Origin of the sequence: Rahnella victoriana (assembly GCF_021276285.1) — a bacterium.
Taxonomy (GTDB): domain Bacteria; phylum Pseudomonadota; class Gammaproteobacteria; order Enterobacterales; family Enterobacteriaceae; genus Rahnella; species Rahnella victoriana.
This window is the reverse complement of sequence record NZ_CP089920.1, coordinates 442,956-455,970: the sequence shown is the minus strand read 5'-3', so window position 1 is coordinate 455,970 and position 13,015 is coordinate 442,956. Positions and strand designations below refer to the sequence as shown.

Below are 13,015 nucleotides of genomic sequence, written 5' to 3'. Positions count from 1 at the left end.
GAATGGCCAGGGTTGTGAAACCACAATCAATATAACGTTTCAGGCAGGCTAAATTCGCTGAATAAACCACCTGCAAATGGATTATCAGATTCATCAACGGAAATACGATAAGTCATTTCGCCACCATCAACTTTGAAACGAACATCGAAAGAACCGGCGCCTACGTTAGTCAGCTCCCCTGAGTTGATCAGGCGAAGTTGTCCCCACGGGCCACTGAAACTAAGGGTACGCGGTGATTTTCCGGTCTGGTCAGGTACCAGCGTGACTGAACTTTCTATCCCAGATCTCATAGAGTTTGGCCACACGAGATGTACCGTGTTGTTGCGCCCATGCGAGTAATCGAGCAACTGGCCATCCAGATTCAGTACACTGCGGCGTTTGTTGCCACTCAGTTGCACAGGCTCAACGGCAAATTGCGTGCCCAGCCCTGTTTGTGCGGAGAAGAAGGTATCGCGGATTTTCTGCGCCTGTTCAAGTTGTTCTAAAACATCAGGGCGTATCAATAACTGTCCGTCGCTGCCACTTGTTAAACTGTTCTCAATAAAGGGTTTAAGGTTTTCCTGATAGAAAGTATCAAGGGTTCCTTTAGGGCCAAAGAAGCGTTCAAATTCACTTAATGGAACATCTTCTTTTGATTGCGGATCAAAAGGATAACGTCCTTCCAGATAGGTTTGATACTGCTTAACCACTGTCTCTCCCCATTCGACTTCAAGTGACTTTATCGCTTCCATCATCACAACACGCCATGCCTGTTCTGCCAAAGCCCCCACCCAACGATTCAGAGGTTCGGGCAAATTTTTGGCCTGCTGCTGAACTTCAAAAATAGGGTCACTGCTATTTTTCTCCAGTCGCATCTGCACTGCTTTCAGCGCCGCTTTACCCGGCGAGGGTGAGTTGTGGATCACCAGCAGGTAGCGATGCAGTTCAGTGAGCTTTTGATAAACACTCTGCAGCTCGCTGCCTTTATCACCATGTTCGACCAACACCGATGTCTCTGGTGCGAATTCACGATTGATACGCGCCAATAACAGGTAGTCAGGTTTTTGCAGCAAATTCTGACGTTCCTTACCGACAATCGCATCCTGAATGGCAGGTAAGCGGGTGTTATCGTTCAGGGTTTGTAACGCCCGGCGGAAAGGCTGATCACCACTGATGACCTGCTCTATGGCCTTGATTGCCTGCGACATATCCTCAAATTCAGTAACAGACAAATTGCTTAACGCCGCATGCCACGTGGCATTGTAATCACCAAAATACTGTTCGGTGACCTGTCGCTGGATCTCTTTGCGGTCAGCTTCACTGTATTCCACATTCTTACTGAGATTAAGCACCCAGCTATCCATGACAGTCAGATCGATTAGCTGATCATTTTGTTTAACAAAATAATTTTGTAATCCGTTACGTGTGAGGACCTGCGGGATCTCCAGTAAATTATCATTCGCGGAAACAAATACATCGTCGAAACTGGTTCCGATTTGGTCGCGAAGGTTAAGTGAAGAAGGCAATGTGTCTCTGGCCTTGACCAGCAAATTTTGATAAACACGCTGATAAATGGAGAGTTTGCTCAGCTCTTGTTGTGCAGAACTGATCGGCTTCAGATAAGGGGCGAAACTTCTGATTGCATACTGGTCGTTCTTTTCCCGCGCAGCATGCCAGTCAGTATGCCTGAGGGCATAATCAAGATGGTTCATCAGTTGCTGTTGTAGTTCGCGCTGACCATTAAACTGCCGGCTCCAGATTTTCGCCATATACTGCTCAACCAAAGGAATATTGCGGCCACTGCCATCGTCCAGCATGCGCATTACCCGTAAGATTTCGAGTTTCTGTTCACTTTCCTTCGGTGCGGCATTCATCTGTTGAAGTAAGCCGCTCATTAAAGAGGGAATAAATCGTCGCTGCAGCAGTTGCAGATAGGTACTTTCGACGTAGGGACCAATATCATCCCCCTGATATAACCCCATATCAGCGTAGAAAGTCTTCTTCTCGTGATAATCTCCATAAGCCAGAGTGGCATCACGGATCGGGTTGAGAAGTGGCAACTCAAGATTACCGTAAATGTCATTCCCTTCCGGTGCCGGAATTGAAAGGAATTTTTTTGCCTGCGCCAGGACTTCCTCTCCGGCACGATAATTAACCTTATGATAATAATGCCAATAGCCCCACAACGTTGCTGCAATGGCAGCACCGGCGAAGGAGCAAATAATCATCCGCTTTCTGGTACTTCTCAGCCAAATGCTGTTTTCACCAGCCAGATTAGGCTCTGCGAGCAGCACCCCACCAAAAAGTTCTTTTGTAAAATAAGGCATGGTGTCAGTGACAGGCCAGGTTGGAAATGCCTGAGGGGACAGATGATATTGCACAGCGGCTGACTGGGTGAAAACATCATCCATCTGACCGCGTTGTTGCGCTGAAGTAAGGTATACGCCGCGGAGTGTGGGCTGTATTTGATCTCCGCTATGCAGAATTCCTTCCAGCATCTGCCCGATATATTCCTGCAGCCCCTGAATTTGGCGGGTAAAACTAAATAACCGGCTTCGCTGTCCTGCATCGACGCTATTCAGCATCATTTCAGGCATGGCACCATTAAGTTGAATCATCCATTGCTGCCAGAATTTTTGTAATTCCTGCCGCCATGCATCGGGTTCAGAGGTCAATGTGAAAGTGACACCGAGAACCGCCTCGCGGGCCACTTTATCCAACGTCTGATACATTGCTTCAAACCCGTAGAGCAGGTCCATTTTCGTTAACACGACATAGAGAGGCAGTTGGCAATTCAAACTCAGACGTACGTCCTGCATACGTTGCTGCATAGTTGAAATATAGTTTTCACGTTGCGATTTATTTGCTGTCAGTAACTGATGAAGATCGACAACGAGTATCAGCCCGTTGACGGGCTGGCGCTTACGCTGCTCGACCAGCCAGGACAATAAGCTTTCCCATAACCGGGGATTGAGAGATGACTTGCCCGCGACAGACACAGGAGGCTGTTCAATGAGTTCACCCGCCGGATCGATAATGACGGCCTGCTCTCCCAGCCAGCAGTGAACGCGTAATGCCTCCGCATCTTCTATATGACTGCTCTCAAGCCCTGCTATCTCCATCAATTTGTATCCCTCTTTTATAAGGGTCGTTTTTCCACTCTTTTGCGCTCCAATCACCATGTACCAGGGCAGACGATACACATAATTTGATACCCCGAAGTGGTTCTGCAAACGCTGTTTCCATCTGTTCAGATAAAGATTCTGTTGCTCAATATCGGCGAAAACAGGGTCATCACTTTGCTTTCTGACCTGCAACTGAAGCTTTTCTAAGTGTTGCAGGCGATTGAACACCTTTATAGCCAGCCAGCAAACACCCATGAGAACCAGAATTGCCGTTACCAGCCAGCGGCTCAATAAGGGTTCAAACGGGTGGCTATCTTTCAGCTTCCACTGAGGTCCATAAACCCAGAGCCAGATAAGCGCAATACAAGCCATCAGCACCAAAACGACGGGTACTGACGCTTTAAAACGAGGAATCGCAGGTTTTACGATTCGAATAAAGGACGGCAATTTCATGCGTGTTGACTCCTGTTCCTTTCCCTGGTGATTACGAGTTGAATTGCCGCTGTTTTTCGGACAAAAGATCCATCAGGGCGGGTTCCCATTCCCGGAGCTGTAATTGCAATCCCATCTGCAATAAGCTGTGATATTGCTGCTGAGCGAGTGCCGTTAATCCTGCTTTTTCCAATAATTGCGCACTCAGCAACTGATGGTAGAAACGTCCCCTTGGTTCGGCTTGCTGCGATTGTTTGTCCATCATCAATAACGCCGCCTCCAGTCCTTGTTGTTGATAGCATTGCCAGATTCCTTCCTGTTCAAGAGCGGCATCCCTTTCCTGTTGTGATCCTGAGGCCTGAAGCAACCACTGGGCGGACTCTGGTGACAGAAAAGGAGTTTTATCGGTAAATAAGAGTGTCTTTAACGCCGGGAGCCGCGTCAGGAAAGCATTAAGTTCATCACGTATTGCGCAGGTGACGTTCTCATAACCCAGACGGGTTGCAATCTGGGCGGAAATCACATGCCCCTCAAACCAGTAAGGTGCAAGCGTCAGGCTTTGTTCCACCTGTTTCCACAAAACCGGATCGGCATTCGCTATCTTTCCCTGATAATCGGCGACCATGTCTGCAGAGACAGCTGCCAATGGGGTTTTGCCGTCACTTTGCGCCACTGGTGCCACCGTTAAGGTATGCCAGATGGCATGTCGGCGAAGACGAAAACCTATATCAAGTTCCGGATGGTTCTCACAAAGCAAATCCGCCATTTTCAGCAATGTTTGCCGCCAGGCTTTATCACTTGAATCATCAATCGACAGAGCGGGTGATGCCGCCCCCGTCGCCACAGCTGGAGTCGTTACCACCGGTGATGCCGGCAGTTCGCCGGCAACGGCATGTTCGGTGATACGGGAAGGCTGACGTGCGTAGCAAATTCGTAAGCTGTCCACGTCTTTCGCCAGAACGGCTTCATCGCTATGCCAGACTTGCGCCAGATGTGCCAGCAGGCCCTGAACGTTCTCACGTTGTGCCTCGGTTGCTTTTTGACAAAAACTTCCGCTGGCAACATCAAATCGTTTAAGGATCTGCTGTGCAAAGCGGCGTTTATGCAGCGCATTTTGAGGCCATGCGATATTCCAGAAATGCTGCACATAATCTGTCAGCAATGTAATCGCCAGCATCAGTTCATCCGGTTGTCCCGCATGTTGCAACGTCCGCAACAAATGCACCAGTAAGCGAAAATCTTTGCTTTTCTGTGCCAGAAGCGACAGTGCGACTTGTTGCAATGCCGGGATATCTAACGTGTTATGCGTCAGCGAGCCGAGCCTGACCATCTGTCCATCAATCCGTTCCCACTCAGGATCATTATCAACCAGTCGTTGCTCTGTTTGTTCCGTCGTCAGCGGTGTGAGCAACAATGCCTGCCAGGGGTGTTGTGAAATGGAGGTGTCCATAAGTGTTACCAATGACAAGCATTACGCAGGGGTTTAATCACCTGTGTAAGCTGTGAAATATTGAAAGTGAAATGCGGTTCAGCGTTATTCCTACCCTCAATGGTGAGAGTATCTGCAGGCATCAGGCGTTTGATTTCATCAATACCTGCAAGCCCGCGGCTGGACTCCAGCAAGTAGCCGTTTTCCCGCAGAAACCATTGCACATCAAACTGCATCTGATCGACGTTAAGTGTGATATTGCCGTCTTTCACACGGTTAACTGACGCAATTTGAAGCCGTGTAATATTGTCGATGCAACTCAGCATCAAAACCGGTCTCGGAGGAGGGACGCCAATTGCGGGGGTGGTAATAATCACGGAAGGATTATCTCCCGTGCCCACATTCACCAAAAAGGTTGTCGCATGGTCGGGACGCGCTTTTTCCTGCTCCATCGCGCGATGCCATGCAGGCCCCGCGTTGTCCTGGCGATGGGTTTCACCTCCCTGAATGTTTAACGCGTTGTCATAACAATCCAGTCGCACTAAGGGTGAAGCTTCATTTCTGCAACGTTTCATCGATACCAGCGCACGGGCTTCCTCTCCTTCATCATACTGGCGGGTGGGTAAGGTGAGAAAATCAGCAGTGGAGTGGCTGGCGGACAACAGCAATGCACTGATTAACAGAAACACGCTCATGGCTGACACCCGTATTTCGACATTTTATATGACAGCGTCCGTGGCGCGATCCGCAGACTTTTCGCAATACGTTGTTTATCGCAATCCAATAATCGCAGGCGCTGAGTGATCACTGCACATTCAAACTTTTCCACAGCTTCATTCAAATCATCAATTTTGCTGTAGTCCTGCGCCATGCCTGGAAGGGTATGCGTATCGGCATTACTCATTGTTGCCAACAAATCATCCATTTGTTTTTCGCGTTGTTTGAACACGGTGCGGATCTGTCGTAGTTGCGTTCTCAGGGTGTCCATTTCCTGTAATTTATTGAATCGGTGCTGAAAAACCTGACAATAGATACCAAACATGCCAAGCGGATCGGCAAAGCGGCCAATCCCCGCAGCAAATACGGCAATGACACCACAAACCTGACCGTGAACATCGAAAAGGGGTAAAGCATATAGCCCACAACTCACCGGCAGTTCCTGCACAAAACGACGAAAAACCTTATTTTCTATCCGCACGCCCTGATGTAACGAATCCCATATTCCGGGGGTTCCGTTACGCAGAACCTGCACTAAGGGATGGTTGGTATCTTCAATATCCACATCCATTTTCAGTTCAACATTTTGGTTAAGCGCAGGCATACAACTGCAATCGAGACGCCCTTCTCCCGCGTTAAATTTGGCAATAATCAGAGAGTTATAACGCTGTCGGTGATGATGCACTGTCAAAAAACGGTGAATCAATTGTTCAACAGAGTCGGATTCCAGAAGTGCTAATAAGCTCTTCAGACGCTGTCTCATACAGCCTCCTCAACTTGCGCACTAAATACATTCTCCTCTGCTGCAATTCTGATTTTGCTGATCGCCCGGCCCGTTGCCATTTTTTGCAGCAGCAGCAATGAGACAGGCGGTAAAAGGGCACCATCGATGATGGACTCAAGCATACGGGCACCATTTTCAGCGCGGGTAGCCCGGAGCAGGATTTCATCCACGACCTCAGGTTCAATGACAACATCCGCATTAAAACGCTGACGTAGTAAATTATCGAGACGCGTTAATTTGCTATGAATAATTGTGCTGAGGGTATCTTTATCCAGAGGCAGGTAAGGCACGACTTCCATTCGGGCTAAAAGGGCAGGCTTAAAGAATCCGGCGAGTTCAGGATACAGCAACTCATTGAGCAACCCCGGTTGAGCCGTATTATCGACGATCGTCTGATAGCCAAGGTTCGAGGTCAGGAAGAAAACGACATTTTTACAGTCAATTACGCGACCTTCACCATCTGCCATTTCCCCTTTGTCAAACACCTGATAGAACAAATTCAGAACATCAGGGTGTGCCTTTTCAACTTCGTCCAATAACACAACAGAATAAGGCTTCTGACGAATGGCTTCCGTTAGCACACCACCTTCGCCATAACCTACATAGCCGGGAGGTGAGCCAATCAGGCGGGAAACCGTATGCTTCTCCTGAAATTCTGACATGTTGATTGTCGTCAGATACTGGCGTCCGCCATAAAGGAGTTCGGCAATCTGAAGAACAGTTTCTGTTTTGCCGACCCCGCTTGGCCCGACAAGCAAAAACGCCCCCATCGGCCGGCCCGGGCGACGTAAATCAGCACGCGCAGTCAGTAAATGTTGATGCAGGCAATAAATTGCGGCTTCCTGACCTTTGATCTCTTTACTCAGGTAAACGGGTAATTCTGTCACGACAGACAGCTCACTTTGTGAAAGGCGGTTTAATGGCACTCCCGTCCATTCAGCGATAACTGCGGCGATCTGTTTCTTATCTACATGCGGAGAAACTAAAGACTGATGGCTTTGAAGTTCTTCCAGTTCGATACCCAGAACCTTAAGTGCTTCTGAATCTTCACAGGAACTGTCATCTTCTTTTGCCAGCAACGCCGTACGCAGATCGATTATTTGGCGTACAAGATGCTGTTGTTTTTCCCACCCGCTCGTTAAATCTGTCAGTTGTGATTGAATTTCTTCACGTTTATTTTTTAGCGCGAGCAGACGCTTATCCGGATCGCTCAGGCTGAGACGCTGTTCACGTTCAAGCATCTCAATTTCCATCGCTTGCTGATGTAACTGCGTTTTCAGCGCAGATACCCGCCGCGGGGCCGATGTTAAGTTAATAGCCACCCGCGCAGCAGCCGTGTCCAGCACATCGATGGCTTTGTCCGGCAATTGTCGGCCTGAAATATAGCGATCGCTCATGATCGCTGCAGCCTGTAATGCCTCATCATCTATGAGAACACCATGTGCTTGCTCATAGACAGTACGCAGACCACGCATAATCACAGTGGCTTCCTCTGCACTCGGTTCAGAGACTTTGACCAGTTGGAAACGGCGCGACAACGCCGCGTCTTTTTCAAAGTATTTCTTGTATTCGCTCCATGTGGTAGCCGCTATTGTTTTGAGCTCGCCACGAGCCAACGCAGGTTTAAGCAGATTGGAAATATCCAATCCCCCCTGCTGGTTGCCGGCACCAATCAACGTGTGGGCTTCATCAATGAACAGAATCACTGGCGTCGCTGACTGGGCAATTTCAGTCATAATGCCTTTGAAACGTTTTTCAAATTCCCCTTTCACTGCGGCCCCGGCCTGAAGTGCTCCGAGATCAAGCGTCATCAGATCGCAGTTACGCAATTTTTCTGGTACCTGATTATCAATGATGCGTAAGGCCAAACCTTCTATCAGCGCACTTTTCCCCACACCAGCCTCTCCCACGACAATGGGATTATTTTTACGGCGGCGGCAGAGAATATCGATCATCAGGTCAATCTCTTCATCGCGACATAGCACAGGATCGAGTGCGCCGTTACGTGCCTGTTCGGTCATATTGGAGGCATAACGGGCGAGTAAGCTTTCTGAATGGGTCGGGAAAGTGTGCCCTGTGTTTTTCTCCACCACCGGCGTTTCAGATGAATCGGCCGTCCAGTCGGCAAAATTTTGGCGAAGTAATTCACGGTTCACTGGCAACAACAATTGGCTGGCGGCCGGGTGCAAATAACGCGACGTGCTGAGCAATAGCGTCATTAACATCACTCCGCTGCGCAGCTGGTTATGCTCCATCTCTGTTGATGCCAGTAACCAACTGTCCTGTAGCCATTCAACCAGAAGGGGGGAAAAACTAGGGTACGTCGGATTCAGTGATTGATAATTCGTAACAGGGTGAGCGAGCGATTCCCGCAACTGCTCGCTCTCAACACCCGCACGATTCAGGATAATCCGGACATCGCTGAGTGGCGTCGAGATCATCTGGCATAACACCTGGGAAACGGTAATCTCAGCATCACCCTGACTGACACAATGTGCGGCCGCAGCTTCCAGAGCATGACGGGCAATAGGGTTAAGGCGTTTTACCAAAGTGGGCAAGTCAACGTAAATCATTTGTGCCTTCCTGGCTCAATAGGTTGTTTAGCTGCTGCAAAATATCCTGGGTTTGGCTGTGCAAATTAATAGCGTAAAACAGATATATCGCCATCAGCAGGACCAAACCACCCCATAAAATATGTTTAATTGTCAAACGCTTAGTCAATAAGTAGTGACCCCTGAAGCCCGTTTTATTGTGATGTAATACGGTCGGTAATATTTCGCCACGTAACTGAGTAAGCTGCTGATGTAATCGCCGGAATAGTCGCTCAAAATCATCCCCATGCTGGGTGGTGACTTTGTATCGCCCCCGATATCCCAGGCAAAAGCAGAGGTAGATGAATTCCAGAAGATCCTGATAACGTTTTGGTTCCCCCATCAGCCGCTCCAAAAGGACATAGACTTTTTCACCTCCCCAGGTTTCATTATGGAAATGCACTAACAAAGACTGTTGTAGCCAATCGTTTTGCGTATTCCAGCCATGACCTAATGCGGTTTCATCAATAAAAGTGCATAACATGTAGCGGAACGAGACAATGGCGCCGGGCTCATATCCTTTCGTCTGCAACAGCTGCTCAATAGCCCGAACATCTGCCACAACCTGCTGATATAGCTGCGTGGGCAAAGGCTGGTTTTCCATGTCTTTCAGTCGCAGAACCATTCCGAGTAAGGGCGTCGCCGCATCGACCATAGGGTTCAGACTTTCCCCACGTAGCGAGAGCTGATATTGCCGATAGGCGGAGGCAGCTTCAGGAGTTGTGAAGAGCGCGCTATCCGTAACGATATCGTTTTTCATTAGTTACTCCTGATGGCCCAGAACTGCATATCCAACTCAGGGAACTCGCCGGCAACGTGGAAAGCGATGGCATTGCTTTGCTGGATTTCCTTCCATGCCGCACTTTGTTGATCCAGCATGAAGTAGGTATAACCAGAGTGGTATGGCAACTGACGGGGCGCAGCAGACAGGGCCAGCAAAGGCACCCCGGGCAGTTGCACACTGACAAGATCGCGAATTTTTTCCAGGGACGTTATTTTGGTTTGCTGAACGAACTGACGCCGCAATTGCTCTTGAGGGATCTGGGCGTGAACCGCCAATATGAAATCTGCGTTTCGTAACAAATCACGTTCATTAATAGTGGCAACGCGGATCCCATGCGCCTGCATCTGCAGCTGAATAGAAATGGCACGTGGTGTCAGCACTGTACACAGGGCCTCGCGCATGGCAGAAAATAGCGGTTGAAAACTGCTGGTCAGGTCGTGATGGTTATAGACGGGAAACACCCCAGCCAGTCGGGATTCATCCGTAAACGTGCGCAATTCACCGCAGCTTTGTACCAGCAAGGTATAGAAAGCCTGCGGATGCATGACTGACTGATTAGACAGGTGGGTAAAAACAGGCTGTATCCGGTTAAAAACTTGCAGCATCATGAATTCAGCCACATCGGCGATGCCCTGCTGCCCCGGAGAACCAATACGTTTCGCCAACAACCTCGCCCTTTCCACCAGCATCCCTTCAATCTCATTCATGAAACTTTTCAACGGATTGGCAACGTTGAGATTGGTACAGGTCGTGATGAATTCGTCATCCAGAATTAATGAACCGTCCTGCCGCTTTTCTTTAATTCGGCACAGAGGTAATACAGACCAGGCGCTGAGATCCTCGGAGCCCTGCATCAGTCGCGGAGATAACTGGGCCAGTAATAGCTGGCTGACATCTCCGCCGTCCGTATGCAGATCCCGAATGTCATCGATTTTTTCACAATACCGCACCGCACCGGGCATCTGGCTTTGTTCACTGGTGATTTCGTTCAGCGTGTCATTTTGCATCGGCAACGCCAGATAAATATCACGACTGGCGGCGTCGTTGCAGCTCAAAACATCCAGTGGTTTTGGCACGTTATCCTGATAGGGAATATCAAAAACTGTGCCGTCGGCCATATTCCCGCTGGCAGTGCTCAGCCCAATGCGTCCCAGTTTTAACAGCTCCTGATTAATCGCCAGTGTGCTGAATCCGAAACTATAAGCCTGCACATTTGTGATGCGATGCTGCAGTTGATAATCATTATGTCTTTGCTGTTGTTGAAAGTGCTGCGGCTTGATAAATAGGCCTTCGCGCCAAATCACTCGATTTTTACTTGGCATGGCTATTCTTCCTCTTCCTTTAAGTCAACCTCGTTCGATCGCAAATGGATCAGAACGTGATAGTTATGCCCTATCCCTTTGATCTTGATTATTTTTTTCCACTCACTCCGATTGTCATCGGAGTAATAGGCCACCACACCGATATAGCTGTTTTTTTCCTCCAGTTTGATGACGGGTAATGGCTTAAACTGATCCGGTAACAACGTATAGTCCTGATGGTCGATATAATTCTTGCCTAAGGTTTTATCTAACAGGTCGCCGGCTAGCTGGTCGTAATCTGCCGCCAGCATTTTGGAATCTTCACTGAGATACACCACGGAAATAGCAACAGGTGCCGCCTCGCCCTGTATGTTCGGATTGGTATCAGGGTCTGCCAGCAAGATCATTTGAATTGTTGAAGGCTGATCGTTGGCTTCTCCGACAGGGGTGTCAGGATCCAGGATGACCTTGCCGATTTTTTTGGTGGTCTGGCATCCAGATAAAATCCACATCAGACCCAGTATCAAAAACAGATACCTTCCTCTGCTGAATTTCATTGTTCACTGTCCTTCATCCCCTGACGGAGCGCATGGTCATAGGCCTGTTCATAAACTTCACCAAACAACTTTTCGAAGCCTTGCTGTCGGCTGGAAGACAATTCCTGATAGTAGTTTTTATACATTTCCCATGCCCAGGCGGAGTCTTTTTCCTGACGTTCATTACTGCGCTGATACTGTGTAAAACGCATCCACAAACGTTCCGGTGAGAATGCTTCCAGCATCGTATTCAGCGCTTGCGTGATAGCCTGTTGGTTAGCCTGATGGTGAAGGCGTAAATTATGCAGGCTCTCAGCTACCGCTGCGGGCGCAGAAAGATGCACCGGGCTTTTTTGATCGGCAAACATCAGGCTTAGTGTGGTGTTGTAATCCATCCCCAGACGCAAAGGGTTATCTTCAATCGGCCGTAAATGTTTATCGCGCAGTCCGTGTTGGCTGCGTTGTAACGCCAGCAAACCATCAATGGTAGCCTTAAGGGTTTTACCCGCTTCTTCAAGAAAATCATTCGCCTCCTGACTATTATGGATAGGCAGCTGTGCCTCGAAACCACGCATTAAAGGAGTAATCGCAACATGTTGGAGTTCCATGTTGTGTTTGTTCTTGTCGTCCGAAATGTCAGTATGAAAAGCGGTTATTTTTGGCAAATCGAGAAAGTCCCGGTCCATGGAATTGCCCCGGTCTGTATCTGAAAGTGGGGAAGTGAAAAGAGGATCACGATAGCGATCTTGTTGAAGAGAATGTTCGGCCGCCGACTCATGAGTCAGCAAATCATGGGTTGTCAGGCTTTCTGTTTCTAAAACACGTAAAGGGTCATGGCTGAATCTGTTGGCAACAGTTGTGGCCAGGTGACTTTCCTGCGAGTAGCCCCCGGCCCCCTGCGATGACATCCCCTCTAACATCGCATCCATAGGATTGCTGTGGCTCGAGACCAACGACTCAGGTGATACCATTAACGGGTCTGCCACCTCGGATGCAGAAAGGGCGATTCGCACTTTTATCAGCAAATTTCCGACATTGAGTTCATCAGCCTGCTGGAGGCGAACAAAGCCCGAACTGGCTGTCAGCACAGACTGATTTATGGTGACGGAGTCATTCAGCACACGCAGGCAGAAAGCGCCATCACGCCATTCAATGGCAAACTGTGAACCTTTAATGTTGCCATGTTGATCCTGAACGGACCAATGATGACTGGTGTCACTCCCCACATTCCCACCCGGCAGCGTAAACGTACAATTAGCCTGTTTACCACTTTCAAGCTTGTCGCTATTCACGACCCGGAGTAAAAGCGTTGGTTGTTGTTTATCCATCTTTTTTAT

Annotated in this window: 9 protein-coding genes; all 9 read right to left on the bottom strand. The window is 48.8% G+C overall.

Annotated elements, in window-relative coordinates; genetic code table 11:
- Nucleotides 1–26 precede the first annotated feature (26 nt).
- Genes tssM through tagH form a run of 9 tightly spaced genes read right to left on the bottom strand, consistent with a single transcriptional unit; the run spans nt 27 to nt 13,006 of the window.
- Nucleotides 27–3,557 (bottom strand): type VI secretion system membrane subunit TssM, encoded by a 3,531-nt coding sequence (gene tssM / locus J9880_RS23400; protein WP_232770536.1) that lies wholly within the window; start codon nt 3,555–3,557, stop codon nt 27–29.
- A 31-nt stretch (nt 3,558–3,588) separates the two neighbouring features.
- Nucleotides 3,589–4,986 (bottom strand): type VI secretion system protein TssA, encoded by a 1,398-nt coding sequence (tssA, locus tag J9880_RS23395; protein WP_232770535.1) that lies wholly within the window; start codon nt 4,984–4,986, stop codon nt 3,589–3,591.
- A 5-nt stretch (nt 4,987–4,991) separates the two neighbouring features.
- Nucleotides 4,992–5,660, bottom strand: coding sequence for a type VI secretion system-associated protein VasI (gene vasI / locus J9880_RS23390; protein ID WP_232770534.1), 669 nt, complete (start codon nt 5,658–5,660; stop codon nt 4,992–4,994).
- Nucleotides 5,657–6,445: a helix-turn-helix domain-containing protein gene (locus J9880_RS23385; protein WP_133822447.1), complete on the bottom strand. Its 789-nt coding sequence runs from the start codon at nt 6,443–6,445 to the stop codon at nt 5,657–5,659. Before J9880_RS23385 ends, vasI begins: the two co-directional genes overlap by 4 nt.
- Nucleotides 6,442–9,039, bottom strand: a complete 2,598-nt coding sequence (tssH, locus tag J9880_RS23380; RefSeq protein WP_133822446.1) for a type VI secretion system ATPase TssH — start codon at nt 9,037–9,039, stop codon at nt 6,442–6,444. Before tssH ends, J9880_RS23385 begins: the two co-directional genes overlap by 4 nt.
- Nucleotides 9,026–9,817 (bottom strand): type IVB secretion system protein IcmH/DotU, encoded by a 792-nt coding sequence (gene icmH, locus J9880_RS23375; protein WP_133822445.1) that lies wholly within the window; start codon nt 9,815–9,817, stop codon nt 9,026–9,028. The genes tssH and icmH overlap by 14 nt, the downstream gene beginning before the upstream one ends.
- Nucleotides 9,817–11,163, bottom strand: coding sequence for a type VI secretion system baseplate subunit TssK (tssK, locus tag J9880_RS23370; RefSeq protein ID WP_133822444.1), 1,347 nt, complete (start codon nt 11,161–11,163; stop codon nt 9,817–9,819). Before tssK ends, icmH begins: the two co-directional genes overlap by 1 nt.
- A gap of 2 nt (nt 11,164–11,165) precedes the next feature.
- Nucleotides 11,166–11,699: a type VI secretion system lipoprotein TssJ gene (gene tssJ, locus J9880_RS23365; RefSeq protein ID WP_133822443.1), complete on the bottom strand. Its 534-nt coding sequence runs from the start codon at nt 11,697–11,699 to the stop codon at nt 11,166–11,168.
- Nucleotides 11,696–13,006 (bottom strand): type VI secretion system-associated FHA domain protein TagH, encoded by a 1,311-nt coding sequence (gene tagH, locus J9880_RS23360; protein WP_232770533.1) that lies wholly within the window; start codon nt 13,004–13,006, stop codon nt 11,696–11,698. Before tagH ends, tssJ begins: the two co-directional genes overlap by 4 nt.
- Between the last annotated feature and the right edge of the window lie 9 nt (nt 13,007–13,015).